The organism is Bradyrhizobium vignae (genome assembly GCF_900324035.1).
Classification (GTDB): domain Bacteria; phylum Pseudomonadota; class Alphaproteobacteria; order Rhizobiales; family Xanthobacteraceae; genus Bradyrhizobium; species Bradyrhizobium vignae.
In genome coordinates this window covers 4,710,749-4,731,185 of sequence record NZ_LS398110.1, presented here as the reverse complement: position 1 = coordinate 4,731,185, position 20,437 = coordinate 4,710,749, and the positions used below count along the sequence as shown (strand labels likewise).

General features: G+C 64.3%; 17 protein-coding genes. 11 read left to right on the top strand and 6 right to left on the bottom strand.

The annotated features are described in order from the left end of the window. Positions 1-16: 16 nt before the first annotated feature. The 7 genes from BRAD3257_RS23115 to BRAD3257_RS23085 all read left to right on the top strand — a co-directional run bounded on the left by BRAD3257_RS23115 (position 17) and on the right by BRAD3257_RS23085 (position 5,843). Positions 17-1,186 (top strand): acetyl-CoA acetyltransferase, encoded by a 1,170-nt coding sequence (locus BRAD3257_RS23115; RefSeq protein ID WP_122403737.1) that lies wholly within the window; start codon positions 17-19, stop codon positions 1,184-1,186. A gap of 118 nt (positions 1,187-1,304) precedes the next feature. After that, entirely contained in the window at positions 1,305-1,511 is a 207-nt protein-coding gene (locus tag BRAD3257_RS23110) for a hypothetical protein (RefSeq protein ID WP_122403736.1), read from the top strand. Between the two features lie 124 nt (positions 1,512-1,635). Then, the gene (locus BRAD3257_RS23105; protein WP_122403735.1) at positions 1,636-2,835 is read left to right on the top strand and encodes a CaiB/BaiF CoA transferase family protein; all 1,200 of its coding nucleotides are present in this window, start codon (positions 1,636-1,638) and stop codon (positions 2,833-2,835) included. Between the two features lie 153 nt (positions 2,836-2,988). Continuing rightward, the gene (locus tag BRAD3257_RS23100) at positions 2,989-4,125 is read left to right on the top strand and encodes a thiolase family protein (protein ID WP_122403734.1); all 1,137 of its coding nucleotides are present in this window, start codon (positions 2,989-2,991) and stop codon (positions 4,123-4,125) included. Continuing rightward, complete coding sequence (locus BRAD3257_RS23095; RefSeq protein ID WP_122403733.1) at positions 4,122-4,481, top strand: Zn-ribbon domain-containing OB-fold protein; 360 nt, start codon at positions 4,122-4,124, stop codon at positions 4,479-4,481. Before BRAD3257_RS23100 ends, BRAD3257_RS23095 begins: the two co-directional genes overlap by 4 nt. Before the next feature lie 506 nt (positions 4,482-4,987). After that, complete coding sequence (locus BRAD3257_RS23090; RefSeq protein ID WP_100231867.1) at positions 4,988-5,515, top strand: carboxymuconolactone decarboxylase family protein; 528 nt, start codon at positions 4,988-4,990, stop codon at positions 5,513-5,515. 25 nt (positions 5,516-5,540) lie between these two features. Further along, positions 5,541-5,843: a nucleoside triphosphate pyrophosphohydrolase family protein gene (locus BRAD3257_RS23085; protein WP_162500319.1), complete on the top strand. Its 303-nt coding sequence runs from the start codon at positions 5,541-5,543 to the stop codon at positions 5,841-5,843. Positions 5,844-5,966: 123 nt separating this feature from the next. Here the strand turns inward: BRAD3257_RS23085 and glsA are convergent, their stop codons facing one another. The 4 genes from glsA to BRAD3257_RS23065 all read right to left on the bottom strand — a co-directional run bounded on the left by glsA (position 5,967) and on the right by BRAD3257_RS23065 (position 11,614). Further along, the gene (gene glsA / locus BRAD3257_RS23080) at positions 5,967-7,814 is read right to left on the bottom strand and encodes a glutaminase A (RefSeq protein ID WP_122403731.1); all 1,848 of its coding nucleotides are present in this window, start codon (positions 7,812-7,814) and stop codon (positions 5,967-5,969) included. 21 nt (positions 7,815-7,835) lie between these two features. After that, positions 7,836-9,908: a TRAP transporter permease gene (locus tag BRAD3257_RS23075; RefSeq protein ID WP_122403730.1), complete on the bottom strand. Its 2,073-nt coding sequence runs from the start codon at positions 9,906-9,908 to the stop codon at positions 7,836-7,838. A gap of 150 nt (positions 9,909-10,058) precedes the next feature. Beyond that, positions 10,059-11,225, bottom strand: a complete 1,167-nt coding sequence (locus BRAD3257_RS23070) for a TAXI family TRAP transporter solute-binding subunit (protein ID WP_122403729.1) — start codon at positions 11,223-11,225, stop codon at positions 10,059-10,061. A 167-nt stretch (positions 11,226-11,392) separates the two neighbouring features. Then, a complete protein-coding gene (locus tag BRAD3257_RS23065) occupies positions 11,393-11,614 on the bottom strand; it encodes a biotin/lipoyl-containing protein (RefSeq protein ID WP_122403728.1) in 222 nt (73 codons plus the stop codon). A 94-nt stretch (positions 11,615-11,708) separates the two neighbouring features. Between BRAD3257_RS23065 and BRAD3257_RS23060 the strand changes: the two genes are divergently transcribed. The 4 genes from BRAD3257_RS23060 to BRAD3257_RS40400 all read left to right on the top strand — a co-directional run bounded on the left by BRAD3257_RS23060 (position 11,709) and on the right by BRAD3257_RS40400 (position 17,292). Continuing rightward, positions 11,709-12,683, top strand: coding sequence for an IclR family transcriptional regulator (locus BRAD3257_RS23060; protein ID WP_122403727.1), 975 nt, complete (start codon positions 11,709-11,711; stop codon positions 12,681-12,683). Further along, on the top strand, positions 12,613-14,172 hold the full coding sequence (locus tag BRAD3257_RS23055) for an acyl-CoA carboxylase subunit beta (RefSeq protein ID WP_122403726.1): 1,560 nt from the start codon (positions 12,613-12,615) through the stop codon (positions 14,170-14,172). Before BRAD3257_RS23060 ends, BRAD3257_RS23055 begins: the two co-directional genes overlap by 71 nt. A gap of 252 nt (positions 14,173-14,424) precedes the next feature. After that, entirely contained in the window at positions 14,425-16,122 is a 1,698-nt protein-coding gene (locus BRAD3257_RS23050) for a GMC family oxidoreductase (RefSeq protein ID WP_122403725.1), read from the top strand. A gap of 561 nt (positions 16,123-16,683) precedes the next feature. Beyond that, positions 16,684-17,292, top strand: coding sequence for a hypothetical protein (locus tag BRAD3257_RS40400; RefSeq protein WP_122403724.1), 609 nt, complete (start codon positions 16,684-16,686; stop codon positions 17,290-17,292). Between the two features lie 74 nt (positions 17,293-17,366). Here the strand turns inward: BRAD3257_RS40400 and BRAD3257_RS23040 are convergent, their stop codons facing one another. Both BRAD3257_RS23040 and BRAD3257_RS23035 read right to left on the bottom strand, forming a co-directional pair. After that, positions 17,367-18,842 (bottom strand): FAD-binding oxidoreductase, encoded by a 1,476-nt coding sequence (locus tag BRAD3257_RS23040; protein WP_122403723.1) that lies wholly within the window; start codon positions 18,840-18,842, stop codon positions 17,367-17,369. A gap of 251 nt (positions 18,843-19,093) precedes the next feature. Continuing rightward, positions 19,094-20,383 (bottom strand): MFS transporter, encoded by a 1,290-nt coding sequence (locus BRAD3257_RS23035; RefSeq protein WP_122403722.1) that lies wholly within the window; start codon positions 20,381-20,383, stop codon positions 19,094-19,096. Positions 20,384-20,437: the final 54 nt, after the last annotated feature.

The following is a 20,437-nucleotide window of genomic DNA, read 5'->3' as shown; positions in this document are numbered from 1 at the left end:
CCAGGGAGAAAAGATCATGACCGCCAGCATCGTCGGATGGGCGCATACGCCGTTCGGCAAGTTCGACACCGAAACAGTCGAAAGCCTCGTCACCCGCGTGGCCAATGAGGCGCTCGCGGATGCCGGCATTTCGGCCAGTGACGTCGACGAAATCGTGCTCGGCCATTTCAATGCCGGCTTCTCGCCCCAGGATTTCACCGCCTCTCTGGTGCTCCAGGCCGATCCGAAGCTGCGTTTCAAGCCGGCGACCCGCGTCGAGAACGCCTGCGCCACCGGCTCTGCCGCGGTGCATCAGGGCCTGCGCGCGATTGCCGCAGGGGCCGCCAGAATCGTCCTGGTCGTCGGCGTCGAGCAGATGACGCGCACCCCTAGCGCCGAGATCGGCAAGAACCTGCTCAAGGCGTCCTATCTGCCCGAGGACGGCGACACCGTCGGCGGCTTCGCCGGCGTGTTCGGCAAGATCGCCAGTTCCTATTTCCAGAAATACGGCGACCAGTCCGATGCGCTGGCGTTGATCGCGGCCAAGAACCACAAGAACGGCGTCGCCAATCCCTTCGCCCAGATGCGCAAGGATTTTGGCTTCGACTTCTGCCGCGCCGAGAGCGAGAAGAACCCTTACGTTGCAGGTCCGCTGAAGCGCACCGACTGCTCGCTGGTCTCGGACGGCGCCGCGGCTCTGGTGCTGGCCGATGCCGAGACGGCCAAGGGCATGACCAAGTCGATCGGCTTCCGCGCCACCGCACATGCCCAGGACTTCCTGCCCATGAGCAAGCGCGACATCCTGCAGTTCGAGGGCTGCACGGTCGCCTGGCAGCGCGCGCTGGAGAAGGCGGGCGTGACTCTGTCCGATCTCTCCTTCGTCGAGACCCATGACTGCTTCACCGTCGCCGAGCTGATCGAGTACGAAGCGATGGGCCTGACGCCGAAGGGGCAGGGCGCCCGCGCCATCAAGGAAGGCTGGACCCTCAAGGACGGCAAGCTGCCGGTCAATCCGTCCGGCGGGCTGAAGGCCAAGGGCCACCCGATCGGCGCCACCGGCGTTTCCATGCATGTGATGACCGCGATGCAGCTCGCAGGGCAGGCGCCCGAGGGCATGCAGCTCAAGAATGCCAAGCTTGGCGGCATCTTCAACATGGGCGGTGCGGCGGTTGCCAATTACGTTTCCGTGCTGGAGCCGCTGAAGTAAGCTCAGTTCTGGAGGTGGGCAAAGGCGCGCATGCGCCGCGCCCACCCCCTTTGCGCTAGATCATGGTGGGCTTCTCTGGCCCTCTTAATGCTCTTGATTGATTTTTAGGGAATGCATCATGAGCAATGAATACGAAACGTCACTGTCGATGGACGCTCTCAACGATCGCATCGCGATCCTCGAGGACAATATCCGCCAGCTCATCGAGCAGGCCGCTGCCGCCTCGGGTGAGCAGAACGAGTCGCGGATCGCCGACCGCATCAACCAGCAGAACGACGAACTCGACCGTCTCATCAAGATCCGCGAATCCCGCCAGAAGAAATAGCGGCCGACATCGCCGCGCGATGCATGCCGCCATACGGCGGCCGCCCTTGCGTGAGCGGCGGCACTGCCGTTAGCTGGACCGAAATCGCGAGGGCGTGTGAGCCCCGCGCAATCGGGAGCGAACGATGGGGCCGCTGAAGGGCATCAAGGTCATCGACATGACCACCGTGCTGATGGGACCTTACGCGACCCAGATGCTCGGCGATTGCGGTGCCGACGTCATCAAGGTGGAATCGCTGGACGGCGACGTCACCCGCCTGATCGGTCCGATGCGACACGCCGGCATGGGCCCGGTGTTCCTCAACACCAACCGCAGCAAGCGCTCGATCTGCCTCGACCTGAAGAAGCCCGCAGGCCGCGAAGCCGTGCTGCGGCTGCTGAAGGACGCCGACGTCCTGGTCTACAACGTCCGTCCGCAAGCGATGGCGCGGCTTCAGCTCGGCTACGATGTCGTCTCCGAGGTCAATCCGCGCCTGGTCTATGCCGGCGTGTTCGGCTTCGGTCAGAACGGCCCCTATGCCGCAAAACCCGCCTATGACGATCTGATCCAGGGCGCCACCGCGCTGCCGGCGCTGATGGCGCAGACCGGCGACGGCGTGCCGCGCTACGTGCCGAACGCGCTGGTCGATCGCATCGTCGGTCTCACCGCCGTCGGTGCAATCTGCGCCAGCCTCGTGCACCGTGATCGCACCGGGCGCGGCCAACGCGTCGACATCCCGATGTTCGAGACCATGGCCGGCTTCGTCATGGGCGACCACATGGGCGGGCTTACCTATGAGCCGCCGCTCGACAAGGGCGGCTATGCCCGCCACCTCTCGCGTGACCGCAGGCCGTACAAGACCTCCGACGGCTATCTCAGCGTCATCGTCTACAACGACAAGCAGTGGGAGAACTTCTTCAAGGCAACGCGGCGCGACGACCTGCGCGCCGATCCAAAATTCTCCACCTTCGCCGGCCGTGCCGCCAATATCGATCTCGTCTACGCCGAGCTCGCGCGCATCTTCGAGACGCGGACCACGGCCGAATGGATCGACCTGCTGACGAAAGCCGATGTGCCCGTGATGCCGATGCACGATCTTGCCTCGATCCTGCACGACGAGCATCTGGAGGCGACCGGCTTTTTTCCGGTCGTCACCCATCCGACTGAAGGCCCGATCCGCAGCATGAAGGTGACTGCGACCTGGTCCGAGACCGAGGCCGAGCCCGTGCGCCTGGCCCCGCGCCTCAACGAGCACGGCGCCGAGATTTTGCGCGAGATCGGATACTCCCACGATGAGATCGCGGCCATGGTCCGCGACGGCGTCACGCGTGCGGCGCCGGAGTAGGGAAGTAGAGATGACCACGCCTCTCTCATCCGTCATTCCGGGGCGATGCGTCAGCAGCGAACCCGGAATCTCGAGATTCTCAGGTGCGCTAGGGCGCACCAGAGTTCGATCCTTCGGGCCGCCCCGGAATGACGAGGAGGAGGAGAGAGCACCATGAGCTTCATCACCGGCGTCGGTCTCACGCCGTTCGGCAGGCACGACGGCTCGTCCTCGCTCGATCTGATGAGCAAGGCCGCGCAAGCCGCGCTCGACGATGCCGGGCTGAAGCGCTCCGAGATCGACGGCATCCTCTGCGGCTACTCTACCGTCTCCCCGCACATCATGCTCGCCACCGTCTTCGCCGAGCATTTTGGCATTCGCCCATCCTACGCCCACGCCGTGCAGGTCGGCGGCGCTACCGGGCTGGCGATGACGATGCTCGCCCATCATCTCGTCGACGCCGGCGTCGCGCGCAACGTGCTCGTCGTTGCCGGCGAGAACCGCCTCACCGGGCAGAGCCGTGACGCCTCGATCCAGGCGCTGGCGCAGGTCGGCCATCCCGATTACGAGGTGCCGCTCGGGCCGACCATCCCCGCTTATTACGGCCTCGTCGCTAACAGATACATGCATGAATACGGTGTGACCGAAGAGGACCTCGCCGAGTTCGCGGTGTTGATGCGCGCCCACGCCTGCACCCATCCAGGCGCGCAATTCCATGATCCCATCACGGTCGCCGATGTCATGGCCTCGAAACCGGTCGCAATGCCGCTCAAGCTGCTCGACTGCTGCCCGGTGTCTGACGGCGGCGCGGCGTTTGTCATCAGCCGCGAGCGAACGAACGAGGCCGGCGTGTGCATCCGCGGCTGCGCGCAAGCCCACACACATCAGCATGTCACGACCGCGCCCGGCCTCAGTGAGCTCGGCGCCGAGATCTCCATCGCCCGTGCGATGGAAGCTACCGGCCTTGCGATCTCCGACGTGCGCTATGCCGCGATCTACGACAGCTTTACGATCACGCTCGCGATGCTGCTGGAAGACCTCGGTCTCGCCGGTCGCGGCGAAGCGGCCGCGCGCGTGCGTGCCGGCCATTTCGACCGTGACGGCGCGATGCCGCTCAATACCCATGGTGGCCTGCTCAGCTACGGCCATTGCGGTGTCGGCGGCGCCATGGCGCATCTGGTCGAGACGCATTTGCAGATGACGGGTCGGGCGGCTAGCCGCCAGGTGCGGGATGCGTCCATTGCGCTGCTGCACGGCGACGGCGGCGTGCTGTCCTCCCACGTGAGCATGTTCCTGGAGCGGGTGCGATGAGCGAGCGGCTAGCCGACTGGACCCTGGGTGAGCAGGCCATCACCTTCCAGGTCTGCACCTCATGCGGTCACGTCCAGTATTTCCACCGCGCCTTTTGCGCAGCCTGCGGGGCATCCGATCCGCGCGAGCACCGCGCCAGCGGTAAGGGCAGGGTATACGCGGTTTCGCTGGTCTGCCGTGCGGCCACGCCGCAGACGCGCGCGCACGTGCCCTACAACATCCTGCTGGTCGATTGCGCCGAGGGTTTTCGCATGATGGCGCATGGTGACAACGGCCTCGCCATCGGCGATTCGGTCGTCGCGAGCTTTAGGCTGTTCGCCGGAAAGCTGGTGCCGTACTTTGCCAAGAGCAAATAGTGGGATCCGTCATTCGGGGGCGGTCATGGGACCGAGCCTGGAACGGGAATTCTGGGCCTGGCCTGCTAGGGCCGCGCTTTGCGCGGTCCCGGGAGAGCCACCCCGGAATGACGAAAACTCTTAAACGCTCAGCTCAACGCCCGTAGAACAAGATGCTGGCGATGACGAGCATCGCCGTCACCGCCAGCATATGCGCGAGCGCTCCCGAGGCCGCCCCCTTGATGGCTTCCTTCATGCCGTTTTCTCCCTAGACTTGGGCGTGACTCATCGTTGCGCGGATAGCGCACACGACGGCCAATTGCTTGTACTCGGAACACCCCTTGCGAGTATCCGCTGCGATTTGTCCCCACGCGGCGAATATCGACTGTGTCAGGGTCGATCAGCAATGCGGCGGCAATTTGACTCGATGTTGTTGCTCCTGCGTCGATGCGCGAATAGAGTCTTTGGGAACTTTCGCCGGCGGCGACAAAAAGCATCAAAAGCTCAGGGAAAACTTCAGGAAAATCATGGCCCGCATTCAGTACAGCGACCCGTCCAAGGCATCCGACCGCACCCGCGAAATCCTCGACAAGAACCGTCATGCCAACATCTTCCGCATGATGGCGCACTCGCCGAGCTATTTCGAGCAGTACTGTCGCTTAGGAGGCGCCATCAGGCACAAGGGCGAGCTCGATCCCGTCGTGCGCGAGCTTGCGATCACGCGCACCGGCATCCTGTGCGAGGCTCCGTACGAGATCGTCGCGCACAAGCGGATCGGCAAGAATGTCGGCGTCACCGACGCGCAGAACGAGGCGCTCGAGAACTGGCAGGCCGCGTCTTGCTTCAACGAGGTGCAGCGCGCCGCGCTCGCCTTCACCGACGAAATCGTGAAGCTGAAGAAGCCGACGGACGCGACCTTCAAGGCGATCGCATCGAAGCTGACGCCGGCCGCACTGGTCGAATTGCAGCTCTCGGTCGGCTTCTACATCATGACTTCAAAGTTCCTGGAAACGTTCGAGATCGATCTCCAGCCCGTCACCGAAGTGGTGGGCTAATCCAAAGCGGCGGCGAGGGATACTCATGACGATCGATGAATATGCGGTCTGGGCCGCGAGCGTTGCGAAAGTCGATGAGCATCCGTCCAACGAGCGGTTGTCCTATCTCGGGCTCGGCCTTGCCGGCGAATCCGGTGAGGTCGCCGACCACATCAAGAAGCTGCTGCGTGACAACTGGCTCGACCAGGCGGGTCTCGTCGATGAGCTCGGCGACGTCATCTACTATTGGGCCTGCCTGTGCGCGGCGACAGGCCAGAAGCCGTCCGAACTGCTCGACAAGAGTGCGGCAAAGATCAAGCGGCGGTTGAGCGAGGCGGCGAGCCGGTAGAGCAAGATGCGCATTGGGCACTGATAGTCCCCATAGCGTCCTGCCACACCTTGCCACTAGCACGGAGAACGTGGATGCCCGGGACAAGCCCGGCATGACGACCATTGAATGAATGTCAAACGCTCAGGTCGATGTCAGAATATCGACCTTCGCGTTGGCGACGATGAGGCGGTCGGCCAGCAGCTGTGCCAAATTGCGCATGATGCATTCGCTGGCGCGCGGGTGCTGCTTGCGGTAGCGCTCGAAATCGTTCAGCGGCACCTCGAATGCGGTCGCCGCCATATCGGCGAACACGTCGGCGGAGCGGGTCGGCTCCAGCAGCGCCATTTCGCCGAACGCCATGCCGGCGGTGAGCGTCGCCAGCCGTACGCCATCGGGCAAGGTGACATGCACCGCGCCGCTGCGTAGGAAGTACAGAGCATCGGCGGGATCACCGGTTGCGAGAATCTTCGCGCCGGATTGATAGGTCCTGATCGCGCAGAGCGAAGCCAGATCGGTCAGCTCTTCCTCGCTCAGCCCCGCCAGCAGCGGCTGCTCGGCGAGCTCGGTGGTCTCGTGAAAGTCGATCGAGCCGCCATAGCGGTAGACAATCTGGTCTTCGGCCCATTCGATCGCGGTATCGAGTAAATAGAAGTCGCGGACGTTCTTCAGCTCTGCGGTCCATTCGCGCAAGGTGTTCCACTCCTTGGAGGTGCGCCGCACGCCTGACAAAACCACGGTGACATTCAGCGCGGCCAATTCCTCGAAGGCTTCCGCCACAAGCCGCGCGCCGGCGCGCGTGGTCGAGGTCACGCGGTGAAGATCGAAGATCACGAATTGCGGCCGCGGCCGTCCGGCAAGCCGCCGCGAAACGTAGTCGACCGCCGACAGCGAGAGCGTGCCGACCAGCTCGATGATCCGCACCTCCTGCTCATGCGCGGCGAGGATCTCGCGCTCCTGCGGGCGGCGCACGCGGCGCGACGGGCTCTTGCCGATGTCGTAATCCGCGATGACGGCGTTGCGGGCGTCGTCGCTGCGGTTGAGCATGTGCAGATCGTAGTGCGAAGACAGAGCCTCGCAGACCTTGATGCCGCGCACGCTGTTGCCGTGCTTGTCGAGTTTTGGCGAATAGCTGCCGAGCCCGAGCCGGGCAGGGAGCGCGGCCAGGATGCCGCCGCCGACACCGCTCTTGGCGGGAATGCCGATCCGGTAGATCCACTCGCCGGCATAGTCGTACATGCCCGAGGACGTCATCACCGACAGCGTGCGCGAGATCGCGTAAGCGCTCAGCACCTGCTCGCCGGTGACGGGATTGACGCCGCGATTGGCAAGCGTCGCCGCCATCACTGCGATGTCGCGCGCCGTGACCAGCACGGCGCATTGGCGGAAATAGACGTCGAGGACGCCGGCGACATTGTCCGAGATCACCGCGTTGGTCTTCAGGAGATACGCGATGGCGCGGTTGCGGTCGCCGGTCTGGCTTTCGGAAGCATAAACGGCTTCGTCCACGGCAAGATCGCGTCCGGCAAAGCGGCTGAGCGCGACGCGAATCTGCTCGAAGGCCTCGCTGCCCTTGCTGTCATAGATCAGGCCGGTGCAGGCGATCGCGCCGGCATTGACCATCGGGTTGAACGGATGGTTGTCGGAATTGAGCCGGATGGAGTTGAAGGGATCGCCCGAGGGCTCGACGCCGATCGCGCTCTCGACCTTGCTCGCGCCCAAAAGGTCCAGCGCCAGCGCGAACACGAAGGGCTTGGACATCGACTGGATGGTGAAGGGCACCCGGCTGTCGCCCACTTCATAGACATGCCCATCCAGTGTGGCGAGGCTGATGCCGAAATAGGCAGGGTCGGCCTTGCCGAGCTCGGGAATGTAGTCCGCCACGTCGCCGGACGTTTCGGCCGAGAATTCGCTGAGGCAATTGTCTAGAAACCGCAGCAAGGGCGGTTTCGACCGGGTCCAGGCATTGGCGAGAGGCGAGAGCGGTTTCATCGCCTCCCTTGTGCAACGCAATCAGGGCACGCGCAACCCGTTCGGCAAGGGCGACTGCCGCCGCACCAGCAACAGGGTGATCAGAATCGTGGGTGCGAGTATCGCAAGCCCGAGAAGCGTGACCTGCCACTGTGACAGCGGCATGATCCCGCCGCCGGGGGTCGCCACCACGAAGCCGCCGATCACGAGCAGCAGGCGGATTGGCCATTCCAGCGCGCCGGCGGCGCGCAGGTCCCCGACGAAGGGCTGGTAGCCCTGGATCCCGCCGCAGATGAACAGCGTGCCGAAGGCGGCGAGGCCCATCAGGCCGAGGCCGGCCAGATAGGGGCTCGGCCCTTGCAGCACCAGCGCTGGATTGAGCACGAAGAAGAACGGCAGGAAATAGATGATGCTGCCGACCCACATCGATTCCCAGCCCGTCTTCATGGCCGGCGAACCGGCGATGCCTGCGGCCGCGAAGGAGGCGATCGCAACCGGCGGCGTGATCGAGGACAGCATGCCCCAGTAGAAGATGAACATGTGCACGGCCATGCGGTTCAGCCCGAGTTTCTCCAAGGCGGGCGCGACCAGGATGGCGAGGAAGATGTAGCAGGCCGTCGTCGTCAGCCCGAGGCCGAGGACGAGGCTGGTGAGAGCGCACATGCCGAGCAGCAGGAAGGCGTTGTCGCCCGCGATGTGCAGCAGGTCGTTGGCGAGGCTCGACACCACGCCGGTCATCGAGAAGGCGCCGATCAGGAGACCGCAGCCGGCGAGGATGCCGACCAGCTCGACGAAGGTGCGCCCGTTGACCTCCAGGAATTTACCGATGGTCGCCAACGTCCAGCGCGTGTCCTTGGAGAAGAGTTGGTTGAGCACCAGCAGCAGCGCGGTGGCGTAGAACGGCGCGTGGCTCTCGCGCTTGAAGTAGAGCAGCATCACGATGAGGAGCGCGATGACGAAGACGTAGTACCAGCCGTCCTTGATCGTATCCATGATCCGCGGCAGCTCGGCGCGCGGAATGCCCTTCAGCTTGTGGCGCGCGGCATAGGCGTCGACCTGCATGAACAGCCCGACATAATAGAGCGCGGCCGGAATGATCGCTGCGACCGCGACGTCGGCGTAGCTGACGTTGAGAAACTGCGCGATCACGAAAGCGGTGGCGCCCATCACCGGCGGCGCCAGCACCGCGCCGGTCGAGGCGCAGGCCTCGATCGCGCCGGCATAGGAGGCGCGGAAGCCGCTCTTCTTCATCACGGGGATGGTCATGGTGCCGGCGGTGAGCACGTTGGAGATGATCGAGCCGGACATCATGCCGAGCAGGCCGCTGGCGAAGATGCAGACCTTGGCGGCGCCGCCGCGGAAGGTGCCGCACAGTGCAAAGGCCAGATTGATGAAGAATTTGCCGGCCCCGGTCATCATCAGCGCGGTGCCGAACACCAGGAAGCCGATCACGGTGTCGGCAAAAGCCTGGATGGGAATGCCGAGCAGGCTCTCGCCCGAGAGCACGTGATAGGCGGTCGCCTGCTCGAGCGTCGACTGCGTGCCGCGGAACGGCCCGAGCCAGCCAGCCTCGGCGAACAGCGGATAGACTGTGAAGGGCAGCACGCTCAGCAGCAGGCTCCAGCCGCCGGTGCGGCGCAGCGCCTCCATCAGCAACACCCACATCACGAGACCTGCCGCAATCACGGTGTTGGGCGCACCGCCGAATTCCCAGCCGGCCTCCGCCGCCTTGCGCACGTTCGACATCAGCATGAGGGACGCCGCGAAGGTCGCGACGAACAGGACGAGGTCATACCAGGGGATCCGGTCGAGCGGCGCCCGTTCGGTGCCCGGAAAGATGAGGAACGTGAACGGCAGCATCAGCGCGATCAGGAGATAGAAATACTCCGTGTTGAGCTGGGTGTAGCCGACGAAGAAGCGCAGCGAGAATTGCTGGTTGATGCAGAGCAGGATCGTCGCCGCGGTTGCTGCCACCAGCGCCCAGCGCCAGCCGCCGCGAAGTGTGCGCACGCGCGTCACCTCCGCCTCCTGCATGTTGCCGGCGGCGCCATGCGGATCGTCGAACACGACCCGCTTGGCCTCGTCTTGCGAGGCGGAGGAAGTGGAAGAGGACATGAGCGACCCCGCGCGTGGACTGGCCATTGCTGATTACGTGAATGGCGAGTGGTTGAATCGATAGCGCCGCGCGCTCCTCGACCTCTCCCGCAAGCGGGAGAGGGAGTGCACCTCTCGCGTGACAGCGATCGAGTCCGGTAACGCCACCTTCTATTCCTCGAACCCATTCGGCATGCCGGCTTTGGCCAGCGCGGCGGCGCGCGCCTTCATCCAGCCGTCGAGGAACGCCTTGTCGTCTGAGGGTGGATTGGACTTGCCGTACTCCGTCCACGCCGCGGCGAGCACCTCCTGGCGCTTGAACAGCTTGTTGTTGTGCGCCTCCTGCGCGTCGCTCCATTGCCCGGCCTCCTTCAGCGCCTTCACGGCGCCGGGATGCACCGGCACCACCCAGTTCTTGGTCTGGCGATCGGCCGCGAGCCCGCCGGCGCCGGGCGCGGAATCCTTGTAGGCGTCGTAATTGACGATCATCGCCTTGGAGATGGCGTAGACCTGGTCGATTGGTTGCGAGGCATAGGCGACGAAGATCGGGTAGGGGTAGTTGCCGAGCTCGACCGGCTTCTCCGGCGAGATGCCGGCGCCGCAGGTCGCAAGCTGCGGAAAGAAGAACGAGCCGACCTTCTGCATCCGTGCCCAGCCTTCCTTGTCGTTGGCCGGCAGCGGCGGCCAGATCAATCCGCGCGGCGAGGTCTCGGCCTCCTTGGCGGGGCCGGTGATGGTGGTGCCGAAGGCGGCATCGACGTCGTTGTTGATCAACCCTTTCCACATCGCCCCATAGCTTGCGAACTCGACCGTCTTGACGTCCTTCTGCGTCAACCCTGCAAAGGCGAGCACCGCGAGTGAATTCTGGTTCAGCGCGGGCGAGCCGACCACGAAGCCGACGCGCTTGCCCTTGAGGTCCTTCAGCTCCTTCACGCCGGTGTCGGCGGCCACCGCAAGCGAACCGCAATTGCAGTCGACGGTCGAGAGCAGGATCTGGAGCGGCTGCGGGCCCCATTCCTTCGAGCCGAACTCGAACACGCCTTCCTGCGCGAAGTAAGTGCCCGATCCCATCGCCGCGGTAACCGCGCGCTTGGCGCGCAGCGGCGCGAGACGCGCCACGTCGTTGCCGGCGGGGAGCACGCGCACGTCGGTGCCGTACTTGTCCTTCATCATCTTGCCGACCCCGACCGCGATGTTGAAGCCGGCGGTGCCGGTGTCATAGGCAGTGAACGTCAATGTCGCCGGCAGCTTGATGTCTTCGGCCAACGCATAGCGTGTAGACGCAAAAGAAAAGCCCGCCACCAAGGCAGGCGCGAGCATGAGCAGCCCACGAAGCATGTTTCCCTCCGATGATCCCCGCGTTCGTCGCGAAGATTTTCTTTCTTTGTTTGAAACAGAATTTTGTTTGAGCAGATCATGTCACCGGGCATTCGCGATGGCAACGCCGTAGCGTGCATGCGGGAATGCGGCTGACAGATTGTCGCGGAAACGACCGGATAAAACACTCAACTCGTGACGATCGCGATCGCCTGTCCCTCGGCGACGACGTCGTCGAGCTTCACCAGAAGCGATGTGATCGTGCCGTTCGCCGGCGAAAGCACCGGGATCTCCATCTTCATCGCTTCGACGACCACAACGTCATCGCCATCTGCGACGGTTCCTCCAACTTGCACGGGAGTTGCGCAGATGCGTCCCGCGACCTCGGTGACGATCTTAATTTCTGGCATGCCATCGCCTTTTTGTTGTCGTCGCAAAATGCCTGAGGTAGCGTCGTCTGCAAGTGGAATTTAATTCCGCAGAGCGAAACAGACGGTAGGGATCATGGGACGACGTTCGGAGCGGTTGAGCAGGCAAGGTGCGCTCGCTGGTGATGCCGGTGAGGGTGATGTCATCCAGGTGGTGTCGCGCGCGTTCGATGTGTTGCGATGCTTCGAGGGCCACGAGGCGAGGCTCGGCAATCTCGAGATTTCGAACCGCTGCGGTTTGCCGCGCTCGACGGTATCGCGGCTCACGCACACGCTGACCCGCATGGGCCAGCTGGTGTATCTGCCGCGCGATCAGAAATATCGCATCGGCCCCAGCGCGGTGGCGATGAGCGCCTCGATGATGAAGGGCGCGCAACTGCGCAGCATGATCCGGCAGCGGCTCCAGGAAGTGGCCGAGCAGCTGCCGGGCACCGTCGGCTTCGTCGTGCCCGATCGCTTCCATCTCGTCTATCTCCTGTTCGCGCGCTCGGCGAGCGCGCTCGGCCTGCACGAGGGCACCGGTAGCCGCATCTCGATGGCGTCGACCGCCGCAGGCGCGGCCTACACCGCGGCCCTGGCGCCGGAAGTCGGCGATGCCTTCGTCGCAGACATGGAGCGGGAAGCCCCCGAGGCTGCCAAGATTCTCAAACCCCGCATCGAGGCCAACCGGCAGTCGCTGCGCGAGCGCGGCTATGTCGTGGCCTGCGGCCTTTGGAGCCCGCACATCAACGGCCTCGCGGTGCCGATCTGGTCGCCGCAATACCAGACCTTCGTGGTCATCACGATCGGCCTGCTGTCGGCGATGTATGACGAGCAGCGTCTGCATGACGAAGTCGCTCCGCTGATGCTCGAGCTTGGCCGCTCGCTCGGCAGCCTGATGGAAGGCGCGGAGGGCAACGCCTTCAACAACCGTATCTCGCGTAAGCCGGTCGCCATGGCCGTGCACAACAACAACAAGCCGATCAATTCGGAGGGAGTGAATGAACTGGAAGCCGGAACTCGACGAGCTCGCCCGGCGCGAAGCCTTCGCGCGGGAGATGGGCGGCGTTGACAAGGTCAAGCGACAGCATGACCAGGGCCGGCTGACTGTTCGGGAGCGTATCGACAAGCTGATCGACAAAGGCAGCTTCCACGAGATCGGTGCCGTCGCCGGCATCGGTGAGTACGATTCCAGCGGCGATCTGAAGAAGCTGACGCCTGCGAACTGCGTGTTCGGCCGCGCGCGCGTCGACGGCCGCACCGTGGTGGTGGTGGGCGACGATTTCACCGTGCGCGGCGGCTCGGCCGATGCGTCGATCTCGGCGAAGCCGTTGATGGCGGAGGAGATGGCGCATGACTTCCGCCTGCCCATCATCCGCATCATCGAGGGCTCCGGCGGCGGCGGCTCGGTCAGGACCATCGAGACCAAGGGCGCTGCGAACCTGCCCGGCGGCATCGGCGGCACGCGCTGGTATCGCTTCACGACGGAAAATCTGTCGCGGGTGCCGGTGGTCGCGCTCGGCCTCGGCTCGGTGGCGGGCTTAGGTGCCGCGCGCCTTGCCGCCAGCCATTACTCCATCATGACGCGGAAGTCCGCGATGTTCGTTGCGGGCCCGCCGGTGGTGAAGGCGCTGGGGCAGGATCTGACCAAGGAGGAGCTCGGCGGCGCGGAGATCCAAACCCGCGCCGGCGCGGTCGATCATGCCGTCGATACGGAAGAGGAGGCGTTCGCCTGCGCGCGCCGTTTCCTCTCCTATCTGCCGTCGTCGGTCTACGAGCTGCCGCCGACCTTGCCCTGCACCGACGATCCGGAGCGAAGCGACGAGGCGCTGATGAATGCGGTGCCGCGCAACCGCAAGCAGGTCTACAAGATGCGCCCCATCATCGAGTCCGTCGTCGACAAGGGATCGTTCTTCGAGGTCGGCAAGAATTTCGGCAAGCCCGTTATCGTGGGCCTCGCGCGGCTCGAGGGCAGGGCGGTGCTGCTGCTCGCCAGCGACAGTTTCCACTACGGCGGCTCCTGGACCGCGGATGCCTGCCAGAAAGTGGTGCGCTGGGTCGATTTCGCCGAGACCTTCCATCTGCCGGTCGTCTATCTCATGGATTGCCCAGGCTTCATGATCGGCTTCGACGCCGAGAAGGCGGCCACCATCCGCCACGGCGTCCGCGCCATGGCCGCGGTCAACCAGACCACCGTGCCCTGGTGCACCGTGATCCTGCGCAACGCCTTCGGCGTTGCCGGCGTGGTGCATCAGCCCGCCGACCGCTTCTCGATCCGCTATGCCTGGCCGTCGGCCTATTGGGGCTCGCTTCCGCTCGAGGGCGGCATCGAAGCCGCCTACCGCGCCGACATCGACTCGGCGGAAGACAAGGCGGCGAAGCTGAAGGAGATCGAAGAGCGCCTCAACAAGCTCCGCTCGCCGTTCCGCTCGGCCGAAAAATTCTGGGTCGAGGAGATCATCGATCCCAGGAAGACGCGGTCGCTGTTGTGCGAGTTCGTACGCCTCGCCGAGCCGCTGCGAAAAGCAGGGCCGCCGGAGAACTTTTCAATCAGGCCGTAGAACTCTCAAACGTTCTTGCGAGGAACTGCTGTGACGAAGTAATCCAGAAACCCTCTGCGATGACGGTCATGAGACGCCTCTATCGCCGTCATCCTGGGGTGGTCGCTTCTTCAGCGGCCCTCGAAGGACGACGGCCCGGCTGCATCGGGGCCGTGCATCCTTCGAGGCTCTCCATGGGACGCGTTGCGTCCCATGCCTCGCACCTCAGGATGGCGGATTGCTAACGGACAAGAACAACAGGAAGCGCCAATCGTGTACGACTTCATCATCGTGGGCGGCGGCTCGGCGGGGTCCGTGCTGGCCCACCGGCTTTCCGCTAGAAGCGCCAACAAGGTCCTGCTGTGCGAGGCCGGGCAGGACACGCCACCTGGCAACGAGCCGGCCGAGATCAGGGACAGCTATCCCGGCACGGCCTATTTCGATCCGCGCTTCCATTGGACCGAGCTGAAGGTCACGACGCAGGTCGTCAGCCACAACAATCCGAACGAATCGCGTCCGCCGCTACGCAAATATGAACAGGCGCGCGTGCTGGGCGGCGGCTCGTCGATCAACGGCCAGATGGCCAATCGCGGCGCGCCGACCGATTACGACGAATGGGAGGCGCGGGGCGCCGAGGGCTGGAGCTGGAATGACGTGCTGCCCTTCTTCAAGAAGGTCGAGCGCGACCTCGATTTCGACGGGCCATATCACGGCAAGGACGGCCGGATCCCGGTCCGCCGCATCCCGCGGGAGCACTGGACGCAGCATTCGGAGGCGTTCGCGCAAGCCTTCCAGCAGGCAGGGCATCAATTCGTGGCCGATCAGAACGGCGAGTTCGTCGACGGCTTTTTCCCGGTGACGCATTCCAACCAGGCCGAGCAGCGCGTCTCGGCCGCCATGGGCTATCTGGATCGCGACACCCGCAAGCGCACGAACCTCACGATCTCCACCAACACGCAAGTGCGGGAGCTGTTGTTCGATGGCACGCGCTGCGTCGGCGTCAACGCAATGGTCGACGGACGCGAGCAGGAATTCCGCGGACGCGAGATCATTCTCTCCAGCGGCGCCATCCATTCGCCGGCACATCTGCTCCGCGCCGGTATCGGCCCGGTCGGTCACCTCAAGGACTTAGGGATTCCCGTGCTGATGGCCTTGCCGGGCGTCGGCCAGCGCCTGATGGATCATCCCTCGATCTCGCTGTCGTCCTTTGTCCGCCGCGGCGCGCGCATGAACGAGCACACCAGGCGCCACATGCAGCTCGGCCTGCGTTACTCCTCCGGGCTGCCAGGGGTGCCCAAGGGCGACATGTTCGTCGTCGTCATCAGCAAATCGGCCTGGCACGCCGTCGGCGCGCAGATCGGCTCGCTCCTGACCTTCGTCAACAAGACCTATTCCGAGACTGGACAGGTCAAGCTTGCCTCGCGCGATCCCTCGGCAGAGCCGATCGTCGAGTTCAACCTGCTGTCCGACCGGCGCGACCTCGATCGCCTCATGAGCGGCTTCCGCAAGATGGCGGCGGTGCAGATGAGCGAAGTCGTCAGGAAGGTCACGGACAAGCCGTTCCCGGCCGCCTATACCGATCGCGTCCGCAAGATCGGCGTGGTCAACACCAGGAACAGGATACTCACCACGATCGCCGCGGCGCTGATGGACGGTCCGGCGGCGCTGCGTCACTACATGATCGACAATTTCGTGGTGGAAGGCTTCACCTTCGATCAGGTGATGCACGACGACGAGGCGCTGGAAGCCTTCGTGCGCAAGGCGACGATCGGCGTGTGGCACGCCTCGTGCTCGTGCCGCATGGGCCGCGCCGACGATCCGATGGCGGTGGTCGACAACCAAGGCCGCGTCAAGGGCGTGCAGGGCCTGCGCGTCGTCGACGCCTCGATCTTCCCGGTGGTGCCATGCGCCAACACCAACTTCCCGGTCCTGATGTCGGCTGAGAAGATCGCGGCCGCGATGCTGCAGTGAGTGGCAGCGAGTTCTGGCTATCCGGACAATACCAGGAGCAGTACAGGAGCAGTACAGGGAAGAGGAGCGCTGATAGGAACCTTGTCCGGTGTCCTGCATTCAACGCGTATGAGAAACCTGTATTTCGGCATCGGCGCTCTCGCCGGCGCGCTGGTTCTTCTCACGATATGGCTAGCCGAGCACGAGCGGCAGGCGTCAATCGACCGTCTTCAGCAATGGGAGATTCCGCACGCGCCTGCGCGTTAGGAGCGGATCTTCCCTTAATGCCGCTGCTGCAGGCATAGCCGCATTGTCATCGGGGACGAACCGGATATTGGCCAAGCAAGTGGCTCCGCAACGCTCCAAAATGCGAGCCGGGACTCGACTGCATGCAGCAGGTTTTTCGCGCGAGACGTGCATTCGCGCATTGCGTTTGAATCATGTCGGTCACTACGTGTAGGCGCCGATGATCGCGGCACCGCGTCGCGCAAGCATTTTCAGCCGCTCTTTAGGCCCCATTTCAGCCAAACTGTTATTGGTTCCTCGCTGTCCGGGGCAGGGTCTCTCATTTGGAGTCCTGCAATGTTCAAGCGAGTATTTTCTGCGTGCTTCTTCGTTGTCTTAGGTTCTGTCGCTTCGGAAGCGCGGCCATATCGCGTTCATCAAGCTCCTGAATGCAATGTCACCATGCCCTGCGACTTCTCCTATTCGCAGACGCGACGCGAGCGGGCTTCCGCGTCCTCAACTTCCACGTCCTCACTAGCTTCTCGATCTTCGCTGATTTCCAGGTCCTCACTGCAAGCCTACCGCTCGACGCAACTGACGGTGACTGATGCCGGGGGCAGCGTTGCGCCGGCGGCCGTCTCCGGTGTCTCCAGCGCTCGCATTGTCGGTGGCCGTCCAGCCGGCTGCCCTTCCTCTTTCTGCGGCTGCGGCGCGGCTCTGCGCGTGTTCGGTCGTATCGTGCCGGAATTGAATCTTGCGTCCAACTGGCTGCGCTTTCCGCGGACATCGCCCGCACCAGGAATGGTTGCTGCGCGACGCGGTCACGTTTTCGTCCTCGAGCAGCACCTCGGAGGCGACGTCTGGCTGGCCTATGACGCCAACTCGGGCGGGCACGCGACGCGAATCCATGCGCGTTCATTGCGAGGGTATACGATCGTCAACCCGCGCGGCGGTTCGATGGCTTGAGGACAGCGGACCCCACTCTCGATAAGACGATGGACGGGTCGCAACATCTTCGCGACCCGCCCACGTAGCATGGATCACAGCCGCAGCACCTTGCCGGGATTCATGATGTTCCGCGGATCGAGCGCCCGCTTGATGGTGCGCATGATGTCGAGCTCGGTCTTCGAGCGGTAGTGGCTGAGCTCGTCGAGCTTGTCGATGCCGATGCCGTGCTCCGCCGAGATCGAGCCGCCCATCGAGGTGATGAGATCGTTGACGGCCCGCGTGATGGCGCCCTTGTATTGAGCCAGCGTCTGCTGATCCATGCCCACCGGCCCCATGAACGAGAAATGCAGATTGCCGTCGCCGATGTGTCCGAGCGGGTAGGGCCTGATACTCGGGAGAATGTCGAGCACGGCCTTGGTGCCCTTGTCGATGAACTCCGGTATCTGGGAGATCGCCACCGAGACGTCGTAGCTCAGCCCAGGTCCTTCGGCCCGCGAGGCCTCGGCGACACCCTCCCGGATCCGCCACATGTTGCGCGACTTGCCGACCGTCTGAGCGATCGCGGCATCGAGCACCCGACCAGCCTCGAGCTGGTCGGCGAGAAACTGCTCCAGCTTCTCGGCCATGCCCTCGGTCCCGTCCCGGCGTGGGCGTGCCGACGACCATTCGAGCAGGAGATACCATGGCGTCTCTGCCTTCAGCGGATCCTGGGTGCCGGGGATGTGGCGCAGCACCATATCGATCGCGCTGCGGCTCATCAGCTCGCATGAACCGACATTGTCCTCGGACGCGCTGTGCGCTTCGGACAGGATCTCCAGCGCCGCGCGTGGATCCCGGATCGCCAGCCATGCGGTGCAGACGTCCTTCGGTGCCGGCCATAGCTTGAGCACCGCCTTGGTGATGATGCCCAGCGTGCCTTCGGCGCCCATGAACAGGTGCTTGAGGTCGTAGCCGGTGTTGTCCTTCTTGAGCGCGCGCAATCCGTCCCAGACCTCCCCGCTCGGCAGGACGACCTCGAGCCCCAGCACGAGGTTGCGGGCATTGCCATAGCGCAGCACCTGCACGCCGCCGGCGTTGGTCGAGAGGTTGCCGCCGATCATGCACGAACCCTGGGCGCCGAGACTGAGTGGCAGGAACCTGTCGTATTGGCTTGCTGTTTCCTGAAGCGTCTGCAGCACACAGCCGGCCTCGACCGTCATCGAATAGCCGACGGGATCGACATCAAGCACGCGGTTCATCCGACCGAGCGACAACACGATGCCGGTGTGCGCAGGCCAGGGCGTCGCCCCGCCCATCAGGCCGGTGTTGCCACCCTGCGGCACGATCGCGATGCCGTGCTCATGACAGAGCCGGACCACCTTCGACACTTCCTCGGTGCTGGCAGGACGAACGACGGCGCCGGCACCGCCGACCAGCAATCCCCGCCAGTCCATCACGAACGGCTGCATGCCGTGTTCGTCCTCGATAAAACCCTTCCCGCCGACGATCGCGCGCAACGCATCGCGTATCTCGGAGGTCAAAGCAGCGGTCGGGATGATGGGATCAGAGGACAGGAAGGCAGCCGGCATTTGTTCCCTCTGGCGCATCTTGATGTGCACTGCGCACGTGATGTGCGGAGGTATTGTTCACGTTTTGGCCAGGGAGTCTAACGGGAATGTGGTTCGAGCTGAAAGTCGCTCTTTCCAATGCAGCTTGGGCATCTTGATGCTGCAAGCGGGCTTTGCGGCCGACATGACCGTAAAGTGCGGGCGACTGGTGCAACCGCAGTCTTGCGGATCGGTGACGCCGCGGTGTTCGGCGTCACCACCACGATCAGGTACTAAGCCGCCGCCGGCTGCAGTTTCGGCTGCCGTGACAGCGCCAGCACGATCAGGGCCGCGAACACGCAGAGCGCGCCGGCGATGAAGAACGCGGGCAGGTAGCTCTGGTAGACCGTCCGCGAGAAACCGGCGCCGAACGCGGCCGTGCCGGCACCGAGCTGATGGCCGGCGAAGATCCAGCCGAACACCAGATTGGCGCGCTCGGGGCCGAACTTTTGCGCGGTGAGGCGCACCGTCGGCGGCACCGTGGCGATCCAGTCGAGACCATAAAACATCGCGAAGACGGAGAGACCGTAGAACGAGAAATCGCTGAACGGCAGGAAGACCAGCGAGAGCCCGCGCAGACCGTAGTACCAGAACAGCAGCCAGCGATTGTCGTAGCGGTCCGACAGCCAGCCCGACATGATCGTGCCGAAGAAGTCGAAGATGCCCATCGCGGCCAGCAGGCTCGCCGCCTGCACCTGCGGGATGCCGAAATCGAGGCACATCGGAATCAGGTGCACCTGCACCAATCCATTGGTCGAGGCGCCGCAGACGAAGAAGGTTGCAAACAGGATCCAGAACGCCGTCGACTTCGAGGCGTCGCGCAGCGTGCCGAGCGCTACTGCCGTGATCGAGCCGTGGCTCGCGGGCGGGGCGGGCAGGGGCTCGGTGCCGTCGTCACCGAACGGGCGCAGACCGACGTCGCTCGGCCGGTCGCGCATCGCGAGCAGCACTGCGAGCGCGGACACGCCGAGCATGACGCAGACGAAGCCGAGCGCGAGCCGCCAGCCGAACCGTTCGGTCAGGCTTGCCAGCAGCGGCAGGAACACGAGCTGGCCGGTGGCGACGCTCGCCGTCATGATGCCGACCACGAGGCCGCGGCGTGCCGCGAACCAGCGCGTGGCTATGGTCGCGCCCAGCACCAGCGCGGTCATGCCGGTGCCGATCCCGATCACCACGCCCCACAGCGCGATGAGCTGCCAGACCTCGGTCATGCCGAGCGAGGCTACGAGCGCCGAGACCACGATCAGCTGGGCGGCCAGCGTTACGTTGCGCAGGCCGTAGCGGTTGAGCAGGGCGGCCGCGAACGGCGCCATCAGCCCGAACAGGATGAAGCGGATCGACAGCGCGGAGGAGATCTCCGCCGTGCTCCAGCCGAACTCCTTCTGCAGGGGAACGATGAACACGCCGGGCGCCCCGACCGTGCCGGCGCTGATCAGCGCGGCGAGGAAGGTCACGCCGACCATCACCCAGCCGTAGTGGATGTTGCGGCGGGACAATGCTGCCGCGAGCCAGTTCGAGATCATTGGGCCTCGTTGTTGTTGGCGGTCCATGCCGGATCCGCGTCATGCTTCCAATCT

Coding starts and splice junctions, on each gene's coding strand:
- BRAD3257_RS23115 (WP_122403737.1), top strand. CDS start 17: ATGACCGCCAGCATCGTCGGATGGGCGCATACGCCGTTCGGCAAGTTC.
- BRAD3257_RS23110 (WP_122403736.1), top strand. CDS start 1,305: ATGAGCAATGAATACGAAACGTCACTGTCGATGGACGCTCTCAACGAT.
- BRAD3257_RS23105 (WP_122403735.1), top strand. CDS start 1,636: ATGGGGCCGCTGAAGGGCATCAAGGTCATCGACATGACCACCGTGCTG.
- BRAD3257_RS23100 (WP_122403734.1), top strand. CDS start 2,989: ATGAGCTTCATCACCGGCGTCGGTCTCACGCCGTTCGGCAGGCACGAC.
- BRAD3257_RS23095 (WP_122403733.1), top strand. CDS start 4,122: ATGAGCGAGCGGCTAGCCGACTGGACCCTGGGTGAGCAGGCCATCACC.
- BRAD3257_RS23090 (WP_100231867.1), top strand. CDS start 4,988: ATGGCCCGCATTCAGTACAGCGACCCGTCCAAGGCATCCGACCGCACC.
- BRAD3257_RS23085 (WP_162500319.1), top strand. CDS start 5,541: ATGACGATCGATGAATATGCGGTCTGGGCCGCGAGCGTTGCGAAAGTC.
- glsA (WP_122403731.1), bottom strand. CDS start 7,814: ATGAAACCGCTCTCGCCTCTCGCCAATGCCTGGACCCGGTCGAAACCG.
- BRAD3257_RS23075 (WP_122403730.1), bottom strand. CDS start 9,908: ATGTCCTCTTCCACTTCCTCCGCCTCGCAAGACGAGGCCAAGCGGGTC.
- BRAD3257_RS23070 (WP_122403729.1), bottom strand. CDS start 11,225: ATGCTTCGTGGGCTGCTCATGCTCGCGCCTGCCTTGGTGGCGGGCTTT.
- BRAD3257_RS23065 (WP_122403728.1), bottom strand. CDS start 11,614: ATGCCAGAAATTAAGATCGTCACCGAGGTCGCGGGACGCATCTGCGCA.
- BRAD3257_RS23060 (WP_122403727.1), top strand. CDS start 11,709: ATGGGACGACGTTCGGAGCGGTTGAGCAGGCAAGGTGCGCTCGCTGGT.
- BRAD3257_RS23055 (WP_122403726.1), top strand. CDS start 12,613: ATGAACTGGAAGCCGGAACTCGACGAGCTCGCCCGGCGCGAAGCCTTC.
- BRAD3257_RS40400 (WP_122403724.1), top strand. CDS start 16,684: ATGTTCAAGCGAGTATTTTCTGCGTGCTTCTTCGTTGTCTTAGGTTCT.
- BRAD3257_RS23040 (WP_122403723.1), bottom strand. CDS start 18,842: ATGCCGGCTGCCTTCCTGTCCTCTGATCCCATCATCCCGACCGCTGCT.
- BRAD3257_RS23035 (WP_122403722.1), bottom strand. CDS start 20,383: ATGATCTCGAACTGGCTCGCGGCAGCATTGTCCCGCCGCAACATCCAC.